The organism is Serpentinicella sp. ANB-PHB4 (assembly GCF_031432315.1).
In the GTDB taxonomy this organism is placed as follows: domain Bacteria; phylum Bacillota; class Clostridia; order Peptostreptococcales; family Natronincolaceae; genus Serpentinicella.
Map to the genome: position 1 here is coordinate 35,033 of NZ_JAVKGO010000013.1, position 23,123 is coordinate 58,155.

The window sequence follows — 23,123 nt, forward strand, 5'->3', positions numbered from 1 at the left end:
TAAAGGAGGAATTATAATGCGTATAGGAGGAATGGCCTCCGGTATGGACACGGAGCAAATGGTAAAAGACTTAATGCGTGCTGAACGTATGCGAGTAGATCGTTTTACCCAAGATAGACAAAGGATAGAATGGCGCCAAGAAGCTTTTCATGATGTAAATCGAACGATGGCAAATTTCGTTTTAAATACAAGAAAAACCTTTACTGGTCAAGAAAGGACCATTAACCAGAGTCATATTAATCGATTTGACTGGGTGAAAACCGCTAATTCCAGTCGTGAAGATATTGTTAGTGCCACTGGAACCGCCCAAGCAATGAGTGGAACTCACACGATTGAAGTAAAGGAAATGGCTACAGTTGCCCGGGCAAGTAGTGTTAAGTTAAAAGGTGAAAATGAAGATGGCATAATAGGTGCTGATAATAAATTTAAACAAGATGGAAAAATTACCATTGAAAATGGTGATGGAGAGAGTGTGAAAATTGAAATTAAACAGGGAGAAACAAGCATCAATGATTTTATTAAAGAAATTAATGATGCAAATATTGGCATGAGAGCAGCTTATGACAGAAATTTAGATCAAATGATGATTACTACGGTCAATACAGGAAAAAATCAGGCGATTAAATTTTCAAGTGCTGATTTTGATCTAAGTGAAATGTTTGGTGAAGAACATGACATAATAGATGGTGGGGTTAAGGGAACAGATGCAAAGGTTAAATTTAACGATACCGTGGTAGAAAATAGTACAAACAACATGAGTTTTTATGGCATTAACTTAGTGCTAAATAGCGCAGCGGTTGGCACTGAGGTAACGATTAACGTAGATACTGATGTCGACGGCATCTATGGAAAAGTTGAAGAATTTGTAAATAGTTATAATGAAATGCTTGATGAAATAAATGGTTTGACAAGTCAAAAATTTTATCGAGATTTTCCACCATTAACCGATGAGCAAAAACAAGCGATGAGCGAAAATGACATTGAACTGTGGGAGGAAAAAGCAAGAAGTGGTTTGCTTAGAAATGATGAAACATTGAATCGTGTTACAAGTAGTATTAGAAATGGCTTATATGAGAATGTTGCTGTAGATTCTGGGAGTTTCAACCACCTAAGTCAAATTGGAATTACAACCGGAGCTTACCAAGAGGGTGGAAAGCTTGTGATTAACGAAGATCGTTTGAGAGATGCGATCCATAATGATCCAGAAGGAATTGTTAATTTATTATTCCAAACCTCTGATAAAGAAATACCTAAGGAGGGGGATGCTGAGGAAATTAGGAATGCGACTCAGCAAAAACGTTCAGAAACCGGTTTGGTTCATCGTATGTATGAAGACATGGTTAGTGGCATGAAGGAAGTCATTAGACGCTCAGGTCATGGTGGGGATTCCAATTTATATAGAACCATTCAGTCTAATATGTTGGTAGATTTTGTAACCAGTGGGTCGCAAAGTGTATTAGACAGAGATGTGGCAAATATTAATAGAAGAATTAGCCGGGAAGAGGATCTATTGGTAAGACGAGAAGAACGTTATTGGAGACAATTTTCTGCTATGGAAAAAGCATTACATGAAATGCATTCTCAAAGTGACTGGTTAATGGCGCAGATGTATCAACAATAACTAGAATGATTTAACAGGAGGAAATGATATGGCAATGCAAAATCCTTACAATCAGTACAAAGAGAATAAAGTTAAAACTGCCGGACCAGCAGAGCTTACTTTAATGCTGTATGATGGGGCAATTAAATTTATTAATCAAGGAAAATTATATATACAACAGAAAAACATCATAAAAAGCAACGAAGCTATTCAGCGGGCCCAAGATATTATTCACGAATTAAATATTTCGTTAAATATGGATTATGAAATGTCTCAAAATTTAAGAGCATTATACACCTTTGTTCTTGATCGTCTTGTAGATGCTAATATTAAAAAAGATGAACAGGCTTTAGAGGAAGCTCTTAACATGGTCCGTGAAATGAGAGACACCTGGAAAGAAGCAATGAAACTTGCTAAAACAGGGAAATAGGTGATTGGATGAAAGAAATCATTGATTATTTGATGCAACTAAGTGAAGCAAAAATGAAGTTAATGCAGGGTCTTGAACAATTAACAAAAAATCAAGAAAAAGCGATTGTTGATCGGGACGAAGAAAAGTTAACACAGCTAATTAGTGATAAACAAAAATTAATGAAAAAAGTAGATATACTAGATAAAGAATTTGTGGAAAAGTATGAACAGGTAAAAACACAAGGAATTAAAGAGGAACACAGTGAAGCCTTTAAAGCTTTACAAAATAGAATAAAAGAAATTATGGATTTAATTGAAAAAATTAGCACGCTGGATAAAAATAACATAAAAGAAACAAAAAAGTCTCTAAATGATTCAAAACAACAGCTAAAGTCTGTAAGATCCGGTGTGAAAGCTTATAAAGGTTATAGTAAAAAAGCGATGGATGGAGCATCTATATTTCTTGATAAAAAAAACTAGGTTACTGACCATTGTCTAATAGTACGGTTTAGCGTATAATAATAAGGTACATAGGAGGTCTGTGGTTGTAAGTCCAGGCCAGTCGCAGGCAAAAGGACCCACGTAAGATAGCAAAAATGTGCTATTGATCATGGTGCGGCTTAGAAGTAAGACCTGCCGGAAAAACCGAGAGGAGTAGTAGTGAGGTAACCCCGAGCGAACCTCCCAGCAGGCGAGTGTGGGGTCAAAGACCAGGTCAGCTTTAATGTACGTTAAAAAAGCACCAAGTAATTCAAATTACTTGGTGCTTTTTTAGTTGAGATAAATAAATTACATAGTAATTTAATATTTACTAAATTTTCTGATGTTTTCTATATAACTAACATCAATTGAGAATAAACCAGAAATGTTTAATCATAAAAACTTTGGGTATACATTATCAACTGCTAGTACACAGAAGTATACACATGGACAAGGTATGAAATTAGAGTTATCAACACAATTATCAACATTATCCACAAAATAACTGTATACATATCCACAGTTTTTAAAAGATAATGACTATCAATCGGTAAAAATTTTGGTAAAGTTTATCTACTTATTTTCAACGAAAAGTAATATAATAAATAATAAGTTGTACAAACTTATATTAATCTGTAAAATATTTGTTTATGCTAAATGAACAAGGGTATTTATATTAACAAGATTAGTCATTTTAATCTTATTATTTTTTTAGTTAACACCTGTTAACTAATTTAATAGAAGTGAAAGGAGCTGGGTATTTATGAATATTATTATTAGCGGAAGAAATGTGGAGGTAACAGATGCTTTAAGAGATGCAGTTGAACAAAAAGTTTCAAAGCTCAGTAAGTATTTTGAAATGGATACAGAGGTACAAGCAACCCTATCCGTTGAAAAAAATAGACAAATTATAGAGGTAACGATTCCTATGAGTGGAACAATACTTAGAGCAGAAGAAGCAACCGAAGACATGTATTCTTCTATTGATCGAGTTGTAGATAAACTTGTAAGACAGCTCAAGAAGTACAAAACAAAACTTGAAAAGCGAAATGTAAAATATGATACAATACGATTTGAAAATATACCAACATATGAGCCAAAAGATGATTATGAAGATTCAAAAATAGTGAAAACAAAGCGTTTCCCAGTAAAACCAATGGGAAGTGAGGAAGCGGTACTACAAATGGAGTTAATTGGGCATAACTTTTTCGTATTTGCCAATGCAGATACAGATGAAGTAAATGTTGTATATAAGAGAAATGACGGTCAATACGGATTAATAGAACCTGAGTTTTAAAGAATAGATTAAAAAATTTTAAATAAATATAAAGCAGGGATGATCATATGATCATCCCTGAATTTTTATTTATTATGAAAATTACATATATTCACAATAAAAACCTTGCAGGAAAATGACGATTTATGACGAAGTGATATAATAACATATTAAAAATCGGAGGCTTGATCACATGTTATTAGAAGCGTTGCTGCTTGGTATCTTGTTTGGTTTAATACGGGGTGGAAGTCTGAAAAGACTGGGTTTTTTATCTGTAAGGTTCCCTGTGTTTGCGTATTTCTCAATAATTATTATGTTGGGTACGAATATTATGATTACCCTAGGGAATCCATTTGCTATAGAACAAAAGTTATATCTTTATATGCTTTCTTATTTCTTACTCTTCATGGCGTTACTTCTCAACTTACACTATAAATCCATTTGGTTAATAACAATAGGAGCAATAACTAATTTTTTAGCTATACTTTTCAATAGTGGAAAAACACCAATTGACACAACTGTTTTAGAAAAAATAAATGCAGAAAGTATACTTACTTCCATAGAGGCTGGACTATTACCCCAGTTTATTCCTTTAGAAGAGGCTTATGGATTTACAGTATATCTAGGCAAAATAGTTGGACTACATGAAGCATATCCCTTTAAACATATATTAAGTGTTGGTGATATCTTGATTAGTATTGGCTTATTTCTATTAATTCAGTCCATGATGACTTCGGATAGGTCACGAAGATCTACAAAAACCATTAAATTTGACTATAATAAAAGGATTTAAGGATGTAATTGTTGAAAGTAATAAATAATGTTACAATAAAAGGCAATATTAATGAGAAATGATTATTTTCTCAGATGAATATATTGACACAATAATGAGGTGAAATAGTGAAAAGATTATTTGAAAAAGTTTTTGGGACACATAGTGAAAGAGAGTTAAAAAAACTAGATAAATCAGTAAATCACATATTAGAGTTAGAACAAGAATATAAGAACTTGACCGATGAACAGCTGAAAAATAAAACAGTAGAACTAAAAGAGAGACTAGCCCAGGGAGAAACATTAGATGATATATTACCTGAGGCTTTTGCTACGGTAAGAGAAGCATCTTGGCGAGTATTAGGTATGAAACATTACCGTGTGCAGCTGTACGGTGGTATTGTACTTCATCAGGGGCGTATTGCAGAAATGAAAACCGGGGAAGGAAAAACCCTTGTAGGGACACTGCCGGTTTATTTAAATGCGTTATCTGGAAAAGGGGTACATGTAATTACAGTTAATGACTATCTTGCAAAAAGGGATAGAGACTGGATGGGTAAGCTGTATCATTTCTTAGGCTTATCTGTAGGCGTAATTGTACATGGGTTGTCGCCACAAGAAAGAAAAGAAGCATATAACAGTGATATTACATACGGAACGAATAATGAATTTGGATTTGATTACTTAAGGGATAATATGGTCATTTATAAAGAGGATATGGCCCAGAGAGAACTAAACTATGCTATTGTCGATGAGGTAGATAGTATTTTAATCGATGAAGCAAGGACGCCTCTAATTATTTCGGGTCAAGGACAAAAGTCTACTGATCGATATGGCATTGTGGATCAGTTTGTTAAAAACTTAAAAAAAGAAGTAGATTACAATGTGGATGAAAAAGGAAACACCGTTGCACTAACGGAAGAAGGGGTAGAACGAGCAGAAAAATTCTTTAATATTGAGAATTTATCGGATATCAATAATATAGAGATATCCCATCATATTAACCAGGCATTAAAAGCCCATAATCTAATGAGAAAAGATAAAGAGTATGTCGTAAAAGACGGCGAGATTGTCATTGTAGATGATTTTACCGGTCGATTGATGTTTGGAAGACGTTATAGTGATGGGCTTCATCAAGCAATAGAAGCAAAGGAAAAATTACAGGTTCAAAGGGAATCCAAAACTTTAGCAACAATTACATTCCAAAACTATTTTAGAATGTATAAAAAAATAGCCGGTATGACAGGTACAGCTAAGACAGAAGAAGATGAGTTTGTTTCCATTTACGGTATGGATGTTATTGAAATACCGACCAACAAACCGATTGTACGTGTAGATAACCCAGATGTTATTTACAAGACAGTTCAAGGGAAATTTCTAAAATTAGCAGAAGAAGTTGAAGAAAAGCATAAATTAGGTCAACCGGTTTTAGTCGGTACCATTTCTATTGAAAATTCTGAGGACCTTTCTAAACTTTTAAAAAGAAGGGGCGTAGCTCACGAAGTTTTAAATGCAAAACACCATGAAAGAGAAGCAGAAATTGTAGCCCAGGCAGGACGAAAAGGTGCTGTAACGATTGCGACAAATATGGCTGGTAGAGGTACGGATATTTTACTTGGAGGTAATCCTGAGTTTTTAACCAAAAAACATATGAAGTCTAAGGGCTACTCGGATGAAGTATTAGCAGAAGTTACTGGATTTAGAGATATAGAAGATGAGGAAATAATTGAAGCCAAAAAAGTATATGAGAAACTTTTTGGAGAATTTAAGGAAAAGACAGACAAAGAGCATGACGAGGTAGTGGCAGCCGGAGGATTACAAATTCTTGGTACAGAGAGACATGAGTCTCGTCGTATTGATAATCAGCTAAGGGGACGTTCCGGGAGGCAAGGAGACCCTGGGTCCAGTCGTTTTTATATTTCCTTAGAAGATGATTTAATGCGTCTATTTGGAGGAGAAAGAATACAAGGCTTAGTAGAAAAACTAGGAATAGATGATGATGATGCAATAGAACATGGATTATTATCCCGATCCATAGAAAATGCCCAGAAAAAAGTGGAGGGTAGAAACTTTGGTATTCGTAAGCATGTCCTTCAATATGACGATGTAATGAACAAACAAAGGGAAGTCATTTATACAGAGCGTAAAAAAGTGCTATCCGGCGAAAATATGCGAGAGCACATCTTTAGCATGATTGAAAATATAGCTGACGAAGCTATTGCAATTTATACAGCTGGCATTCAGTACCCAGAGGAATGGGATTTAGATGGATTAGTTAACTATCTTGAAGGACAGTATTTACCTAAAGGGCTGTTAAGTTTTGAAGATGTTGAATCCTTAACGCCAGAGACATTAAAAGAACAAATACTGGAAGTAAGTGAGAAAGCATATGAGGCAAAAGAAGAAGAAATCGGTCAAGAACGAATTAGAGAAATAGAACGAGTTGTTTTACTACAGGTGATTGACTCAAAATGGATGGATCATATTGATGCAATGGATCAATTAAAGCAAGGAATTGGTTTAAGAGCAATTGGGCAACAAGACCCTGTTCGTGCATATCAAGTAGAAGGATTTGATATGTTCCAAGAGATGATTAAAAGTATTCAAGGGGACACAGTTAAATACATGTATGGCATGGAGAAAGAAAGTCGTGTAGAACGTAAAAAAGTTGCTACACCGACATCTACAAATCAGGGTGGATCAGCCAAACCGAAAACCGTTGTGAAAAACGACCAAGTCGGACGAAATGAAGCGTGTCCTTGTGGTAGTGGTAAAAAATATAAAAAGTGTTGTGGAAGATAGGCGGTGTCATTAGATGTTTCAAATAGATTTAATTAAGCAGCAAATTGATCAATTAGAAAAGACCCTTAATGAATTGAAGGTGTCTCTTTGACATAGAAAAATTAGAAATTATTATTGAAGAACTTGAAGCAAAAATGGCGGAAGCAAGTTTTTGGGATGATCCAGATAAAGCCCAAGAGACCGTTAAAACAGCAAAGAGTCATAAAGACAAGCTTACACTATTTAATGCTTTGGTGGAAAGTCATGAGGAGCTTCAAATGATGGTATCCTTTATTGAAGATGGAGACCCTTCCTTTGAGGAGGAGTTAGAAGCAACTTTAAAAGATCTAGAAATGAAAGCAGAAGCACTGAAAATAGAAACATTGTTAAGTGGTCCTTATGACAAAAACAATGGGATTCTAACCATACATGCTGGTACTGGTGGTTTAGATGCCCAAGACTGGGCGAAAATGTTACTTCGTATGTATTTAAGGTGGGCGGAAAAAAGAGATTATTCCGTGAAAACCTTAGAACTAACAGAAGATCCAGAGGCAGGTATTAAAAGTGCTACTTTGCTTATTGAAGGTATGAATGCATATGGGTACTTAAAGGCGGAAAAAGGGGTACATCGTTTAGTGAGAATATCCCCATATAATGCCTCAGGAAAAAGACAAACATCCTTTGCCTCCGTAGATGTAATGCCTGAGCTAGATGATTCCGTAGAAGTGGATATAAAGCAAACAGACCTAAGGGTAGATACCTATAGAGCAAGTGGTGCCGGTGGGCAGCATGTTAATAAGACAGATTCTGCTGTAAGAATAACCCATATCCCTACAGGGATTGTTGCCCAATGTCAGAATGAACGCTCTCAGCATAGCAATAAAGAAACAGCAATGAAAATGCTAAAAGCAAAGTTGTTAGAATTAAAACAAACAGAGCAAAAAGAAAAAATCGATGACATTAAAGGGGATTATAGCCAGATCGCCTGGGGAAATCAAATACGGTCCTATGTATTTAATCCCTATAATCTAGTAAAAGATCATAGAACAAATGCAGAAACCGGAAATGTACAAGTTGTCATGGATGGAGACATCGATTTATTTATTAATGCATACCTAAAAAAGCGTTTGGAAGATTAATCTTCCAAACGCTTTTTTCTATATTGAATTATTTATTTTTATTATCCAATTGATGTTTGAGTTTATACTTTTACTATCTAGGTATCTGCCATCCTGAGCTTGTCGAAGAATATCGCCTTTGAGTTTGTCATACTAAATTAAATGAGGTATATAGGGTTTAGACTTTAAAAAACAAAAAAACGAAATCCTTCGCTGGGCTCAGAATGACAAAAAAAGGTGTCATACTGAATGGTAGTGAAGTATCTGGGGTTTGTCTTAAAGGTATGACCATAATAAAAAAGCAGAGAAAAAATTCTCTGCTTAAATCTTATCTACATGAATACATCTACCAACAACCCACGTATATCATCTAATTTTTTTATGACACTAATCCGATCTACTTCTTGCTTTAAGAATTCTTTCGTTAAATTTTCAAGCTCCCGGTCTACTTGTTTAACAATTCCATAAACTCGGTGACGACCTCGACGGTCTAAAAAGTTTTGTTTAGAAAATTGATGAGAATTTTTTGTTGCAACATCAAGAAAATCTCTCACTAATTCTTTATATTTAACCACTTCGCTAAGATGTAGACGATCACTAATTTTTTCAGACTGGTCTGCAATTTTATCATAAAGACCTTCCAGGTGACTACGTACCTGGTCAGACTGTATGTTTTGAAACTTCTGTAAAAATTCTTGTTTTTGAACGTCTTTTCTTTTCGTAGAAGGTTCTGGAAAATTAATTGCATCACTGGCATTAACTGCATTTATTCCGCTCATAGATTATCACCTCTTTTGTTACATATATTTTATCCTATAATTAGGTCATTTTCAACTTAATATATTTATCGGCAATTTAGGTGAAAAAGTAAAGGATTAATATAAACTCAGTTAAGTAGAAGCGAATTCATTCGCCGGCAAGACCAATTATAGTTATTTTGTCATGCTGAATGCAATGAAGCATCTCGGGTGTAAAGCTACAATGAAGAAGCAAAACCGAGATCCCGGTACCCTCAGGGTGACAGAAAGATTTTATTATGGTAATACAGAAATATATTCTGATATAAAGTAGAGGCAAACTCATTCGCCGAACATTAATACAACAAATATAATTTCATCCACTTCTAAAGAAAAACATAAAATTTGACGATAAATATGTAGAGTGAAAGGCGGTGACCCTATGAATTTTATTTCCAATCAAAATCGTGTAAAGGTTGCACAACCAACATATGATCGTATACAAAGTAATTTTAAAATAAAAGGTACGTTAATAGAAAAAGAAAGTGAAAAAGTAAAAGTAGATATTGGTTCAAATAAAGTCATTGAAGCTCGGTTAAAAAATGAGTTAAAAGCTGAAGTCGGTGACGAAGTTGTTATAGATAAGCGAGAAATCCTAGAATCAAAGCTAATTCAAAAAGAAGATGCTGTCGAAACAACAAAAGAGGGCCAAAAACAAAAAGAAATTTTACAAAGGTTACAATTACCAATTAATGATGAAACAAAGGAAGCCCTTAAGACCTTAGAAAATCATAAAATTAAAATATCAAAAGAGAACATCCAATCTTTTATTGCATCAAAAAAACAGCTAAGCAAAGTAGTCGAAGGTTTAGATTATGATACAGCCATTGAGCTGATTGATAAAAATATTGATATTGAAAAAGAATCTTTACAAAAAATAGCCAAGGAAATTGAACAGATCAAAAGTGAAAAAGAGCAGTTTTCATTTATGAAGCTATTTACTCGGAAGAAAAAAATGTCCACTCAAGAAGCAGAAAAAATTTCACAAAAGATTTATGGAAGTAAAATGGGCAAAGACGTAACCGATGCGATTAAAGCCTTACATAAATCAGGGACAGAAATATCAAAACAAAATATTAATCGTATTCAAGATGTGCTAAACAAAGTGGACAATATTCAAACGATAGAAGATGAAACTTTAGTGCAGACGGTAAAAAATAAAATTAATACATCTATCGAAAATCTGTACAAACTTAAAAATAGTGTGGTTAAAAGTAAAATACAGGTTGAGCAAAAACAGGGTCACTTTGTGAGTAATGCATATGAAAGTATGTATGGGAGCAATCAAAAGGTGACAGAAAAAGATTTACGACTGATGGAAGAGGATATTAGATCCCTATTGGTTGATGCGGATATGGAACCAAGCAAAGATAAGATGGCTATATCGAAAGCACTTATACGAGAAGGCGTAGATGCTTCAAAAGAAAATATTACAAAAGTTATTGAAGTTAAGGAAGCAATTAAAGAAGTAAAAGCTTTATTAAATACAGAAAAAGCAGCTATGTTAATTCATAACATGGAGGCCTTTGAGCAAGAAGATATTGTGACTTTAGTGGAAAAATTAAAGATCCTAGATGCAGAGATAGAACAAGCAACAATCTCTGGAACAGAGGGTAAAAATCAAGATAACCTAGTTCATAAAAAGGTTATAGAGGAACAAGTGATTGATGTAGAAAAAATAGAGGTGCAAAAACAAGAAAATAAAACTACTGAATTAGTAGATACGGAAAATAAACAACATCAAGTAGTAACAGAAAAAAATAATGTTCAGGAGTTATTAAATAAGATTGAACAATTAGAAAAACTAGATGAAAAAACTTTCGTTTCATTAATTAAAAAAGGCATTGACTTTAAGCTTGATACTTTAAATAAAATAGCAAGTAAAGATCCAAAACAACAAGAAGCCCTAATGGAAAGTGTTACTAAATCAGCCCCTGAGGTAAAACCTACTGCCTTAGAATATAGTTTTCATGTTGCGAAGGCAATTGATACGGTTAAAACCGTGGATCTAAATACCATTGCTTTTCATGTAAACAATAGGGTGCCTGTTACATTGGAAGGACTTGCACTGAGTCGTGAGTGGGTACTGAATAAAGAAAATCAAGCACATATAGAGGAAGTATCAGAAAAAGAAGTAGTGCAAAATAACAAAGAAGAAAAACTTGAAAATATTAAAAAACATATTACCCGTTTAACCAATCAATTTAAAAATGTCGGCGTAAAACTAATACAAGAAACAAAAAAAATACCTGCAGCTGCTGAAAGCAAAGTACAAAGTTATTTAAAACAAAATGAAATTACGACCATCAAAGGGGAAAAGGAAGACTTTGAGGCAGCAAGAGCTTTAATAAAAAATAGTGTTTCTATCAATAAAGCTAACATACAAAATCTTTACGATATAAAAAGTCAGGTTGACCTAGTGACAGAAAAACTTTCCTTTAACCCTGTAAAACAAGCTTTCACAGAACAGGTTTCGCTAGAAAAATTACCACTATCTAAGTTAGAAGGGTACATCAATGCCTATGAGCAGAATTTAGATCAAAACAGTCAAATGACGGAAACAATGACAGATGCTTACCAAGTAAAAGATACAGAATCACTGGAAAGAAAAGTAGAGGAAATTAAACAAAATTTAAATCAGGCGAAACAAGCCTTAAATCAAATTCAAGATGGACCTGAAAAGGACAAAGAGTATGTAGTTAAACTAGAGAAACAGGCAATTGAAAACATTAAACAAGCAGCAGTTGCAATGAAGGCTTTAGATCTTTCAAAAGGAACAGAAAGTATAAATACACAAACCTTACAAGATCTAAAAGAGAAGCTATCTAATATGCAAGAGCTTGCAATGGAAATAGAAAAGGCTTTTACGGATTCAACACAGCTGGAAAGGGAGTCTTCAAATAAACAGGTACACCAAACACTTAATATAACAGCAGATAATATACAAGAAGCCCTACAAAATATAGAAAGAGCACTTCAGAACCTTGAAGTCGCTAACCAGCAAGTTGCAACATCAGTAGAAAACAAAGAAATAAACCAAGAAGTACAACAGGATTTTGATAACATTAGCCCAGCTCAACCAGAGGATAATAAGTTTTTCGAAAGTGGATTTGAAAAATTGCAGCTTCTACAAACCGTAAAATCCATAGAAATAAATACCCTGGCCTTTCAGATTAGAAACGACTTACCATTAACCCTAGAAGCTTTAGAATTAAGCCAGCAATTTATAATGGGGGAAATGACAAAGGAAGAATTATTAAGTCAGTTGCAAAATTTAGAGCTAGAAGGATTAGAACAATTAGGGGAAAGAAACATTGAAAGACCTATGCCCCTACCACAAGGGATGGAAAGCAACATAAAAACATATTTAAGGGATAATGAAGTAAAGTTAGGACAGGTTGCAGAAGACCCTGAAGTCAGAGAACTGGCAAGAACCATTGTACAAAATGGAATGGGTCTAAATCGAATGAATTTACAAAATATATTTGAACTTAAAAATCAATTAGCATCTCTTGGAGAATCTTTAACAGAAAATGAAAATCAAAAGTTAAATACAATCTTAAAAGATTTCAAAAAACTAGACATCGGTGAGGCGATCAAAACCTTAGAAAAACAAGAAACTGAAGCAATTAGTAAGCAAAGTCAATTCCAGTCAGAAGATAAGCTACAGCAGTTTATGCAAAGTTTAAAGCATATGGATATACAGCAAAAAGAACAAGTGATATCCCTATTGATGAAAAATGCGATCCCAATGAATTTAAAAGAAGTAGCCCATGTAGAGCGCTTTTTAAACAATCAAGATCAAATTGGCAGTGCCATGAACGATCTTTTAAATGCTTTTGAAGTGCCGGGTCGAGGAGAAGCATTCATGACTTTAGGGGATCAATTAAGAGATGCCTTAAATGGATTATCCCAGCAAATAAAGAATGGACAAATGCTACCAGAAAGACCCTATGAACAAATCGCCCAAGTACTAGAAGAAATAGAAGGGAAATCCCATCTATTAGACAGAGAGACAAAGGAAGCAGTTCAAAGAGCAGGACAAAAGCTTTTTGATAGTTTAGAGCTACAGGTTAGATTAAATAAGCAAGATACCATCTATCAGTTACCATTGATGATTAATGATCAATTTAAAAATCTGCAAATCTACTTATTAAATGATAAAAAAGGCAGTAAAAAAATTGATCCGAAAAATATGTCTGTTCTTTTAAACTTCGATACCAATAATATTGGCAATGTGAACATGTATGTTGGGGTTAGCTATAAAAAAGTAGTTTTGAAAATGGGTTTAAGTAAGGCTGAGGACCAAGCCTTTGTGGAGAAATACACAGAGCAAATTTATAGCATGCTAGAAGACCTAGGCTACGAGGTAAAAGATTTTTCCTTTAGAGTAGAGGAAAACCAAACCCTATTATCCGCCGTTGAAGACATAGAAGAGCCACAAAATTCAAACCGAATGTTAGACGTTAAAATATAGGTGATTTTTATGGATAAAAATAAAAAGGCTTTAGCTTTAGAATACGACGCCCAGCGGCAACGCGTACCAAAAATTACAGCCACAGGCAGAGGAATTGTTGCAGAAAACATCATAAAAAAAGCAGAAGAAAACGATGTATTTATCTATGAGGACGAAAGGCTGGTGAAGGAATTGATGCAATTTCAAGTAGGCGCTGAAATTCCAGAGGAACTTTATGAAATAGTGGCACAAATTCTGGTGTTTGTTGAAAGTGTCGACCGAGAAAAGGGAAAAGAGGAAAGATTTAAGTTTTGAGCTAGTTTAAATTGTCATGCTGACATAGATTGGGTTTTGTCATGCTGAACGCCAGTGAAGCATCTCGGGTTTACGGGTTTAAAGATTTTAAAAAAGAATATAAGAAAAAACTAAAGAATTCACCGAATTCAGTCGATAAAAATATTGAGAGAAAAAATAGTACAAGTATAATAATTTAAAATATAAAGTATAAAAGGATAATTCACTAAGGGGGAAATAATTCATGCGTATTAATAATAACATTCCGGCATTAAATGCCCACAGATTACTAAGCAATAACACAAACAAATCTTCAAAGGTTTTAGAAAGGCTATCTTCAGGGAAAAAGATTAATAGAGCTGCAGACGATGCCGCAGGGATGGCAATCTCTGAAAAAATGAAAGCCCAAGTTAGAGGTTTAAGAAAAGCTTCTCAAAATACATTAGATGGAATCTCTTTAATTCAAACCGCAGAGGGTGCAATGAATGAAGTTCACTCTATGCTACAAAGAATGAGAGAGCTAGCAGTACAATCTGCAAATGGTACAGTGACAGATGAGGATAGAAGTGCGATTCAAGATGAAGTAAACCAATTAACTTCAGAGGTAAATCGAATTGCAAATGGTACTGAGTTTAATACAAGAAACTTACTTCGTGGTAATCAAGCAGAAAATACAAATACTACAGTACATAGAATGTCTACAGGTGAGCCTGCTGTGTTAATAACAGAGAATATATCAGGTGACTTGGGTGATGATTTAAATGGAGATAACTTGTCTATTTGGATTGATGGCGAGGAACGAAGCGTTACTATGACAAAGCTACAAGGAGAGCACAATACTGGAGAAGAATTAAAAAATGCTATTAATGATGCTATTGGAGATCGTGGACAAGCTATATTTACTAATAATGGTACTTTAGAAATAAAGTCTACTTCAATTGGTGGAACAAGCGAAGTCAAGGTAACAGGATCTTCTAGAGTAATGAACGTGTTATTTGATGATGAAGACGACCGAGTAGAAAGAGGAGAAGCTGAAAATGATATAGATAAAGCTGTAGGAACTTTCTACTTTAATGATATGCCGGAAGCAGGATCTACTTTAACGATCGGAAATGAAAAAATTGAATTTTATAATAGTGCAGAGGCACCATATACTGGTTCAAACCGTCCTATAGATATTAATAATAAAGATATAAAAGGTATTGTTGAATCAATAACTGATTTAGATTTTGAAGGTGTTGAAATGAAAGTTGATGATGATGTAGAGGAAAGACTTGTTATAACAGCGACAGAAGAATATGCAGGGTTTAAAGGACAGGCGATATTCTTAGAGGGGACTCCTGATGAGTTCGTAACAAATCTTCAAATTGGACCGAATCAAGGACAAGGGTTTAGATTGTCTGTTGGAGATATCCGTGCAACTAAATTAGGTATAAGTCATACAGATCCATTAGGAAATCCAGGTGTTAGAGGAGCAGCTTTCCTTGAAGTACAAGATGTAACCGATGGATTATCAGAAGCAACTATAGAACATGCTTTGGATGTTTCAACAGAGGAAAGAGCAACTGCAGCAATTACGGTTTATGATAACGCGATTGTTAATGTAGCAGAGCTTAGAGGGGCATTAGGAGCAATACAAAATAGACTTGAGTACACTGCTGCAAACCTTGATAATACAACAGAGAACTTAACAGCAGCATTATCAAGAATAGAAGATGCGGACATGGCCCTTGAGATGTCTGAGCATACAAAACTAAATGTTCTAATGCAAGCTGGTACTTCTATGTTAGCCCAAGCGAATCAAAGACCACAAACAATATTACAATTATTAAACGCATAGTTACAATTAATATTAAGGGAGAGGGTACTCTCCCTGTTTTAATCATAAGCCCAATTTAGAAAGGTGATTGAACATGATTGAAAAAGAGTATTTAGCCAACAAAATTACCCAAGCAAATGATGCGCAGCTAGTGGCAATATTATTTGAAGCATTTATCGATGCTTTAAATGATGCAATTGCACAGGTGAAAAATAAAGATGAAAAACAATTAAATAAGTCTACTCAAAAAGCTAGAAGCATTATTGCAGAGCTCCTTGCTACTGTACAAGGAGATACAGAAATTGCACTCAATTTAAAGAGTTTATATGTTTATTTAAATAAGTTAGTGACAGAGGCTGAAATTGAAAAGGATGTAAATAAATTTGAGCAGGCAATAAAAATTGCCACACCTCAATTAGAAGCTTGGACAGAGCTAGGGGAAAAAGAAGTAACAGCGACTACTGAAACAATAAAGCCAAAGGGGCCTGCGATTGTAGCGGGTATGACCTACGGCAAAGGGCAATTAAATGACCATGTAATGAATGATGGAGATCGATGGGAAAAAGGTTGATATAAAAAACGAAGCACTGAAAAGGAAGTTGTTCCTTTTCAGTGCTTCGTTTTTGGACTATTTATGATGTTGATGATTATACATGACAAACCCGAATGTTTTAAAACTACGTAAATTCGCTTTAAACAAAGTAAGAATGAGCTTAAAGATAATCATAAATTTTTAAAACTCGCTACGCTCAAACAGTTAAAAATTCTTAACTGATTATCTTACGCTCTTTTTATTGTAACTTCGCTAATCATTTACTTTAGTTTTAAAAAAATCGGATTTTAGTTTTCGCTCTCATTAAGGTCGACAAAGGGAATTTAAAACTTTAAAAGGATTTAGCTAGTTATATAAAGAATTATGTAGGATATACTTGTTTAATGAAGGAGGATGACTGAATGGCTATTTCACAAATTACCCAACAACTAATAGAGGAATTTAAATTAAAAGCGTTTCAAGTGACAAATACAATAGAACTGATAGATGAAGGAAATACGATACCATTTATTGCTCGTTATCGTAAGGAAAAGACCGGGGAGTTAAGTGATGTGGTATTAAGGGATTTAGCTGATCGTTTAACATATTTAAGGAATTTAGAGAGTCGCCGTGAGGAAGTATTTAAATTAATTAGTGAACAGGAAAAAATGACAGAGGCGATTGAAAAAAAGATTACAGGTGCAAAAACACTACAGGAAATCGAAGATATATACAGACCCTTTAGACCAAAGCGAAGAACTAAGGCTACGGTAGCGAAGGAAAAAGGATTAGAGCCTTTAGCCCATATTCTATTTGAACAAAATGTCCTTGATGGAGCCATAGAAGAGCTAGCAGCACCTTTTGTTGATGAAGAGAAGGAAGTATTGACTGTTGAAGATGCCCTTGGTGGTGCAATGGATATTGTTGCAGAGGAAATATCCGATAATCCAGACTACCGTAAGGCAATAAGGGATATGACCTTTCAAAATGGCATGATCATTACTAAGGCAGATGATAAAACAGAATCAGTATATGATATGTACTATGATTACACAGAAAAGGTTAAGTCGATTGTAGCCCACAGAATTCTTGCCATAAACCGTGGGGAAAAGGAAGAAATTTTAAAGGTAAAAGTTGATATTGAGGCTGAAAAGATTTTACGTTACTTAGAAAATAGGGTATCTAATGGAAATGGAAGCATTACTACCCCTTATGTAATTAAAGCAATGGAAGATGCTTATAAACGTTTAATTTCCCCTTCTATTGAAAGGGAAATAAGGTCCTTTTTAACAGAACAGGCAGAGGAAAAGGCGATTAAGGTTTTTGGTGAAAATCTTAAAAAACTACTATTACAGCCGCCAATTACAGGCAAGGTGGTAATGGGCTTTGATCCGGCATACCGTACTGGATGTAAGATTGCGGTTGTAGATGAAACAGGAAAGCTATTAGATACAACAACCATTTTTCCAACTGCACCACAAAACAAAGTAGAAGAAAGTAAAAAGATATTAATTGATTTAATTAATAAATACAATATTGATATGATTGCAATTGGTAATGGGACAGCATCAAGAGAGTCAGAATTGATTGTTGCGGAGATGTTAAAAGAAGTTGATCGTAAAGTATTTTATATGATCGTTAGTGAAGCGGGAGCTTCTGTTTATTCTGCTTCTGATTTAGCATCTAAGGAGTACCCAGATATAAATGTATCTTTAAGGGGAGCTATATCTATCGCCCGAAGGTTACAGGACCCATTAGCAGAGCTTGTAAAAATAGATCCTAAACATGTTGGTGTTGGGCAATATCAACATGATGTCAATCAAAAAAGACTCGATGAAACATTAAAGGGTGTTGTAGAGGATTGTGTTAATAGTGTTGGGGTAGATTTAAACACGGCTTCTGCTTCTTTACTGCAATATATTTCAGGGATTAGTAAGGCAGTGGCAGATAATATTGTAAAATATAGAGAAGAACAGGGGAAATTCAAATCTAGAAAAACCTTAAAAGAGGTTAAACGATTAGGCCCTGCTGCCTTTGTACAATGTGCCGGATTTTTAAGAATTTCTGATGGCGATAATCCCTTAGATAATACCGGTGTCCATCCAGAAAGTTATAAAGCTGCAGAAAAGCTTCTGGATAAGCTAGGTTATAAAGAGGCATTGACTGATTACAAAGCACTGCAAAGTTTAGATAAGGAAATAAAGGACCAAGACATAGTAGCGTTGGCAGAGGAATTAGAAGTAGGGGTACCGACCTTAAAGGATATTATTAAGGAGCTGAAAAAGCCTGGAAGAGATCCAAGAGAGGAGTTACCTAAGCCGATTTTTAGAACCGATGTATTAAAGCTAGAGGATATAAAGACAGATATGATATTAACAGGAACAGTGAGAAATGTAATAGACTTTGGTGCTTTTGTAGATATTGGCATTAAAAATGATGGGTTGGTACATATTTCTCAGCTTAGTGATCGTTTTGTGAAGAATCCCATGGATGTTGTATCCATAGGGGACATTGTAAAAGTAAAAGTAATTGACGTTGACCATAAAAAGGGAAGAGTTGCTTTGAGTATGAAGGGATTACAATAGAGATTTTTTGATGGGAGTGCGCTAGGCGTGCTCCTTATTTTTTTGCAGGGAAGTATGAGAACCTTCTGCGTGTCAAAGATCAAATCTTTCCACAGATACCTGAAGGTCATTACATGTTACTAAGGGTATAGCAAGTATAGCTATACTTAAAGTGGAAATTATATGACAATAAGGAATAAAAAAATAAAGGTTTTTTTATGTCGAATATGTTAAAATTAAACATAGAGCATGTCAGGTTTATAAAGATAAAATCAAAAGCGAGATCCTTCGTTACACTCAGGATGACAGAAAAAGCTCTTTATCATGCTGAACGCAAGTGAAGCATCTCGGGTTTAAAGGTTTAAAGAAGTAATCGTAAATTCAAAAGCGAGATCCTTCGCAGGCTCAGGATGACAAGCAGTGGTTTGGAATTTTTTGTAGAGGCGAATTGCTTCCGTTTAAAGAAGAGACCTTCGAATGAATTCGAAGCTACGGAAAAAAGTGTGTTTATGTAGAGGCGAATTGATTCGCCTAAGGAAGAAACCTTCGAATGAATTCGAAGCTACGGAAAAAAAGTGTGTTTATGTAGAGGCGAATTGATTCGCCTAAAGAAGAGATTTTCGAATGAATTCGAAGCTACGGAAAAAGTGTGTTTAAAGTAGAGGCGAATTCATTCGCCGGAATATACTTGAAATATAAAAGAGGTGTTTTTTATGCGCTGCGTCAATATAAATGAACTTAAGGAAACAGAAAAAATAGCAAAAAAGCTGGGCCAATTATTATCTGCTGGGGATATCCTGTGCTTACAAGGGGATTTAGGCGCTGGCAAGACGACCTTTACTCAGTCATTAGCTAAAGGTTTAGAGGTAGAAGATCATGTAACAAGCCCAACCTTTACAATTGTACAGGAATATGAAGGGCGATTACCCTTATATCATTTTGATGTATATCGTATTGGAGACCCATTAGAAATGGAAAGCATCGGATATGAGGAATACTTTTTTGGACAAGGGGTTTGTGTCATTGAATGGGCATATTTAATTGAAGAAATTTTGCCGGAAGATCGTTTATGGATAGAAATGAAATACGTTGATGAAAACAAGCGGGAAATCTGTTTTAAATATACAAATGATTATTATAGACAAATTGTTGAGGAGTTGTTAAAGGGATGAATATACTAGTTTTAGATACATCCTCTGTAGTTGCAACAGTCGGAATATGCAACGATGAAAAATTAATAGGCGAATACACCATTAACCATAAAAAAACCCATTCAGAAAAGCTATTACCTATGGTGGATGAAGTGCTAAATGCGGCTGGGTTAAAACCTAAGGATATAGATGTTTTTGGAGTCTCTCTAGGGCCGGGATCCTTTACGGGATTAAGAATTGGGATTACAACCATAAAGGTGATGGCACAAGCCATGGCAAAACCAGTTGTAGGCATATCTGCCTTAGAAGCTTTAGCTTATAATGCACCTTTTTATGAAGGGACAATATGTCCAATGATTGACGGACAAAGGGATCTTGTATATACAGCTAGCTACAAATGGGAGGATAACGAATTAGTACAGGTTGAAGAACAACAAGTACTTGATATAAATGATGTTTTAAAGCATTATGAAAAAGAAACGGGAAATGTATTATTTATTGGTGATGGTGCTGTTAAACATAAAAGCAAAATTGAGGAACAACTAACCGATAAAGGGCAATTACCTCCAGCTTCACTAATTATGCCAAGAGCTGCATCTTTATGTGAAGCAGCAAAGAAAAAAGTAGATCTGGGACAACTACAAAATCCAAAGGATTTATTGCCAACTTATATGAGGAAATCCCAAGCAGAACGTCAGTATGATGAAAAAGTGAACGGATGTGGCATAAAGTAAATGGATGGAATAATGATCCGAGAAATGAAGGTTACAGACATCCCTGCAATTGTAGCAATTGAAGAACAATGCTTTGCAAATCCATGGACGGAAAGTGCCTTTTACCAGGAGATAAACGAAAATAAAATGGCCATATATTTAGTTGCAACTATAAAAGAAGAAGTCATTGCCTATGGGGGTATGTGGCAAGTTTTTGATGAGGGACACATTACAAATATTGCAGTAAACCCAAAGAATCAAGGAAAGCAAATAGGTAAGATCCTTGGAAAAGCACTAATCCATAAAGCTCGAGAAAAGGGTATAAAAAAAATGACCTTAGAGGTAAGGCGGTCAAATGAAGTGGCGCAGAAGCTATATACCCTGTTAGGCTTTCGTATAGATGGTGTTCGTAAGCACTACTATGAAGACAATAAAGAAGATGCTTTGATTATGTGGAATACACTATAACAGTAACGGATTGTGATCGTCTATAAAATGAGAGGAGATGACCAAAAAATCATCTCCTCTCATTTTATTTTTGATTCTTTTTATCCTGTATTTTTGGCGCATTTTGTGCTATGTTAAATATAGCCAAATCAGTAGCGCTAACCGGATTTAACATACCATCGGGCATAATATTGTTTTCTGAAACACTTTGTGTAAAGGAATCAGAATCCGTGTTTTTATGCTGTTTTTTACCCATTGGATCACTCCTCAGGTTAAATTTTGATACAGGATTGTTAATAGTATTCCAAAAAAGGTGAAAACTATAGTGGAAATAAATTTTGTAAGAGATCGTAAATAGAGAACATAAGATGAAGTATGTTTTAAAAACGTAGAGGCGAATTCATTCGCCGGTAAAGAACAACAGTAAAATATAGGAGAGATAATATGATAGAGACAGCAGTAGAACAAAATGAAATTATTACCTTGGCAATTGAAACAAGTTGTGATGAAACCTCTGTAAGTGTTTTGAAAAATGGAAGAAACGTTTTATCAAATATAATTTATTCACAAATTGAACAACACAAAAAGTTTGGTGGTGTGGTACCGGAAGTTGCTTCTAGACAACATATTGAAAAAATAAACGAAGTGATAGAATTAGCGTTGTCTGAAGCAAAGATAACCTACGATCATATAAGTCATGTTGGAGTAACATACGGTCCAGGTCTTGTTGGGGCTTTACTTGTAGGATTGTCAGCTGGGAAGGCATTATCCCTTGCAAAAGAAATCCCCCTTAATGGTGTGAATCATATAGAGGGACATATATACGCCAACTTTATTGAACATCCAAACCTAGAGCCACCTTTTGTTGCTTTAGTTGTTTCCGGTGGACATACCCATCTTATACATATGAAAGATTACGGTGACTATGAAATAATAGGAAAAACAAGAGATGATGCAGCAGGAGAGGCTTTTGATAAAGTGGCAAGGGCCCTTGAGTTAGGTTACCCCGGGGGGCCTATTATAGATCAGCTGGCGCAAAGAGGAAACCCTGATGCCATTGATTTTCCTAGAGCCCTATTAGGAGAAGAAAGTTATGATTTTAGCTTTAGTGGTTTAAAGTCTGCGGTGCTGAACTATATCAATAAGCAAAAAATGAAGGGGGAAGCCATTGTAGTAGAGGATGTAGCAGCGAGTTTTCAAAAAGCAGTCGTAGAGGTATTAACGGAGAAAGCAATCAGGTGTGCTCAGGATAAAGAAGTCAACACCATCGTTTTAGCTGGTGGCGTTGCAGCGAACAGTGGTTTAAGAGATAGCTTGAAGAAAGCTTGCGACGGAAATAGCATTGACTTTAAATACCCTTCTTTAAAGTTATGTACTGACAATGCAGCAATGATTGGCTGTGTAGCCTACTATAATTATTTAAGGGGGCAGAGGTCACCGCTTAATTTAAATGCAGTACCAAACTTAAAGATTGGGAAGGGAATTTTCTAAAAATTACAATTAATTGATAACTTTACTTGTATATAGACCTGCGGTCCCATGTTATAATGATAGTGAAATAAATAACGGTCAATGGGGGCGCTTTTATGGAAAAATTAGCATGGATGCGAAAGATTGATGGAAGCATGGATAAAGTAACGTTATTACAGTTGATGGATTCAATGCATGAGTTGATTGATGAGTTACTAGAACAGAGTCAAAAAAAAGATCTTATTATTCAAGAATTAAAAGGTCAATCAAAGTAGAAACATACATATAAAAAATTATGTTAATATTTTTTACCCTATTCAATTTAAAAAAGAATAGGGCTTTATTTTTATAAAAATTGGGGTTATACACAACATACTTGTTAACAAAAAAATGTGGATAATCGGGAAAAGCTGTGAGTAAAAGTAATAAAGTCAAACAGGCAT

The 23,123-nt window shown here is 34.8% G+C and carries 19 protein-coding genes; 17 read left to right on the forward strand and 2 right to left on the reverse strand.

The genetic code is table 11. The annotated features are described in order from the left end of the window. Positions 1-16: 16 nt before the first annotated feature. From fliD to prfB, 7 genes are all read left to right on the forward strand, one after another. Complete coding sequence (gene fliD / locus RH915_RS09825) at positions 17-1,621, forward strand: flagellar filament capping protein FliD (protein WP_310479735.1); 1,605 nt, start codon at positions 17-19, stop codon at positions 1,619-1,621. Positions 1,622-1,649: 28 nt separating this feature from the next. Continuing rightward, positions 1,650-2,030, forward strand: coding sequence for a flagellar export chaperone FliS (gene fliS, locus RH915_RS09830; protein WP_310479736.1), 381 nt, complete (start codon positions 1,650-1,652; stop codon positions 2,028-2,030). Positions 2,031-2,038: 8 nt separating this feature from the next. Continuing rightward, a complete protein-coding gene (locus tag RH915_RS09835) occupies positions 2,039-2,491 on the forward strand; it encodes a flagellar protein FlgN (protein WP_310479737.1) in 453 nt (150 codons plus the stop codon). A gap of 763 nt (positions 2,492-3,254) precedes the next feature. Continuing rightward, on the forward strand, positions 3,255-3,788 hold the full coding sequence (gene hpf, locus RH915_RS09840) for a ribosome hibernation-promoting factor, HPF/YfiA family (RefSeq protein WP_310479738.1): 534 nt from the start codon (positions 3,255-3,257) through the stop codon (positions 3,786-3,788). A 172-nt stretch (positions 3,789-3,960) separates the two neighbouring features. Continuing rightward, positions 3,961-4,560 (forward strand): DUF5317 domain-containing protein, encoded by a 600-nt coding sequence (locus RH915_RS09845; RefSeq protein WP_310479740.1) that lies wholly within the window; start codon positions 3,961-3,963, stop codon positions 4,558-4,560. Positions 4,561-4,667: 107 nt separating this feature from the next. Further along, positions 4,668-7,340 (forward strand): preprotein translocase subunit SecA, encoded by a 2,673-nt coding sequence (secA, locus tag RH915_RS09850; protein WP_310479741.1) that lies wholly within the window; start codon positions 4,668-4,670, stop codon positions 7,338-7,340. Between the two features lie 13 nt (positions 7,341-7,353). Further along, a protein-coding gene (gene prfB / locus RH915_RS09855; protein WP_442985504.1) for a peptide chain release factor 2 occupies positions 7,354-8,458 on the forward strand; the annotation gives its coding sequence in 2 pieces (ribosomal slippage) (positions 7,354-7,422 and positions 7,424-8,458; 1,104 coding nt in all). A 311-nt stretch (positions 8,459-8,769) separates the two neighbouring features. Here the strand turns inward: prfB and RH915_RS09860 are convergent. Next, complete coding sequence (locus RH915_RS09860; protein ID WP_310479744.1) at positions 8,770-9,216, reverse strand: YaaR family protein; 447 nt, start codon at positions 9,214-9,216, stop codon at positions 8,770-8,772. Between the two features lie 400 nt (positions 9,217-9,616). Between RH915_RS09860 and RH915_RS09865 the strand changes: the two genes are divergently transcribed. From RH915_RS09865 to rimI, 8 genes are all read left to right on the forward strand, one after another. Then, the gene (locus RH915_RS09865; protein WP_310479745.1) at positions 9,617-13,711 is read left to right on the forward strand and encodes a DUF6240 domain-containing protein; all 4,095 of its coding nucleotides are present in this window, start codon (positions 9,617-9,619) and stop codon (positions 13,709-13,711) included. Positions 13,712-13,720: 9 nt separating this feature from the next. Next, positions 13,721-14,005, forward strand: a complete 285-nt coding sequence (locus tag RH915_RS09870; protein ID WP_310479747.1) for an EscU/YscU/HrcU family type III secretion system export apparatus switch protein — start codon at positions 13,721-13,723, stop codon at positions 14,003-14,005. Between the two features lie 223 nt (positions 14,006-14,228). Continuing rightward, a complete protein-coding gene (locus tag RH915_RS09875) occupies positions 14,229-15,824 on the forward strand; it encodes a flagellin N-terminal helical domain-containing protein (RefSeq protein ID WP_310479749.1) in 1,596 nt (531 codons plus the stop codon). Positions 15,825-15,897: 73 nt separating this feature from the next. After that, positions 15,898-16,374, forward strand: coding sequence for a flagellar export chaperone FliS (gene fliS, locus RH915_RS09880; RefSeq protein ID WP_310479750.1), 477 nt, complete (start codon positions 15,898-15,900; stop codon positions 16,372-16,374). A 383-nt stretch (positions 16,375-16,757) separates the two neighbouring features. Further along, positions 16,758-18,920: a Tex family protein gene (locus tag RH915_RS09885; protein ID WP_310479751.1), complete on the forward strand. Its 2,163-nt coding sequence runs from the start codon at positions 16,758-16,760 to the stop codon at positions 18,918-18,920. A 692-nt stretch (positions 18,921-19,612) separates the two neighbouring features. Beyond that, positions 19,613-20,071, forward strand: coding sequence for a tRNA (adenosine(37)-N6)-threonylcarbamoyltransferase complex ATPase subunit type 1 TsaE (tsaE, locus tag RH915_RS09890; RefSeq protein ID WP_310479752.1), 459 nt, complete (start codon positions 19,613-19,615; stop codon positions 20,069-20,071). Beyond that, entirely contained in the window at positions 20,068-20,784 is a 717-nt protein-coding gene (gene tsaB, locus RH915_RS09895; protein WP_310479754.1) for a tRNA (adenosine(37)-N6)-threonylcarbamoyltransferase complex dimerization subunit type 1 TsaB, read from the forward strand. The genes tsaE and tsaB overlap by 4 nt, the downstream gene beginning before the upstream one ends. Next, positions 20,785-21,231, forward strand: coding sequence for a ribosomal protein S18-alanine N-acetyltransferase (gene rimI, locus RH915_RS09900; protein ID WP_310479755.1), 447 nt, complete (start codon positions 20,785-20,787; stop codon positions 21,229-21,231). A gap of 64 nt (positions 21,232-21,295) precedes the next feature. Here the strand turns inward: rimI and RH915_RS09905 are convergent, their stop codons facing one another. Beyond that, positions 21,296-21,466 (reverse strand): hypothetical protein, encoded by a 171-nt coding sequence (locus tag RH915_RS09905; protein ID WP_310479756.1) that lies wholly within the window; start codon positions 21,464-21,466, stop codon positions 21,296-21,298. A 188-nt stretch (positions 21,467-21,654) separates the two neighbouring features. Between RH915_RS09905 and tsaD the strand changes: the two genes are divergently transcribed. Both tsaD and RH915_RS09915 read left to right on the forward strand, forming a co-directional pair. Continuing rightward, positions 21,655-22,701, forward strand: a complete 1,047-nt coding sequence (gene tsaD, locus RH915_RS09910) for a tRNA (adenosine(37)-N6)-threonylcarbamoyltransferase complex transferase subunit TsaD (RefSeq protein WP_310479757.1) — start codon at positions 21,655-21,657, stop codon at positions 22,699-22,701. A 95-nt stretch (positions 22,702-22,796) separates the two neighbouring features. Continuing rightward, a complete protein-coding gene (locus RH915_RS09915; RefSeq protein ID WP_310479758.1) occupies positions 22,797-22,955 on the forward strand; it encodes a hypothetical protein in 159 nt (52 codons plus the stop codon). Positions 22,956-23,123: the final 168 nt, after the last annotated feature.

Excerpts from the sequence above, each read along its gene's own strand:
- RH915_RS09885 (WP_310479751.1), top strand. The coding sequence starts at position 16,758 with ATGGCTATTTCACAAATTACCCAACAACTAATAGAGGAATTTAAATTA.
- tsaD (WP_310479757.1), top strand. The coding sequence starts at position 21,655 with ATGATAGAGACAGCAGTAGAACAAAATGAAATTATTACCTTGGCAATT.
- fliS (WP_310479736.1), top strand. The coding sequence starts at position 1,650 with ATGGCAATGCAAAATCCTTACAATCAGTACAAAGAGAATAAAGTTAAA.
- RH915_RS09915 (WP_310479758.1), top strand. The coding sequence starts at position 22,797 with ATGGAAAAATTAGCATGGATGCGAAAGATTGATGGAAGCATGGATAAA.
- RH915_RS09875 (WP_310479749.1), top strand. The coding sequence starts at position 14,229 with ATGCGTATTAATAATAACATTCCGGCATTAAATGCCCACAGATTACTA.
- tsaE (WP_310479752.1), top strand. The coding sequence starts at position 19,613 with ATGCGCTGCGTCAATATAAATGAACTTAAGGAAACAGAAAAAATAGCA.
- fliD (WP_310479735.1), top strand. The coding sequence starts at position 17 with ATGCGTATAGGAGGAATGGCCTCCGGTATGGACACGGAGCAAATGGTA.
- RH915_RS09835 (WP_310479737.1), top strand. The coding sequence starts at position 2,039 with ATGAAAGAAATCATTGATTATTTGATGCAACTAAGTGAAGCAAAAATG.
- hpf (WP_310479738.1), top strand. The coding sequence starts at position 3,255 with ATGAATATTATTATTAGCGGAAGAAATGTGGAGGTAACAGATGCTTTA.
- RH915_RS09845 (WP_310479740.1), top strand. The coding sequence starts at position 3,961 with ATGTTATTAGAAGCGTTGCTGCTTGGTATCTTGTTTGGTTTAATACGG.
- RH915_RS09860 (WP_310479744.1), bottom strand. The coding sequence starts at position 9,216 with ATGAGCGGAATAAATGCAGTTAATGCCAGTGATGCAATTAATTTTCCA.
- rimI (WP_310479755.1), top strand. The coding sequence starts at position 20,785 with ATGGATGGAATAATGATCCGAGAAATGAAGGTTACAGACATCCCTGCA.
- RH915_RS09905 (WP_310479756.1), bottom strand. The coding sequence starts at position 21,466 with ATGGGTAAAAAACAGCATAAAAACACGGATTCTGATTCCTTTACACAA.
- RH915_RS09865 (WP_310479745.1), top strand. The coding sequence starts at position 9,617 with ATGAATTTTATTTCCAATCAAAATCGTGTAAAGGTTGCACAACCAACA.
- fliS (WP_310479750.1), top strand. The coding sequence starts at position 15,898 with ATGATTGAAAAAGAGTATTTAGCCAACAAAATTACCCAAGCAAATGAT.
- tsaB (WP_310479754.1), top strand. The coding sequence starts at position 20,068 with ATGAATATACTAGTTTTAGATACATCCTCTGTAGTTGCAACAGTCGGA.
- RH915_RS09870 (WP_310479747.1), top strand. The coding sequence starts at position 13,721 with ATGGATAAAAATAAAAAGGCTTTAGCTTTAGAATACGACGCCCAGCGG.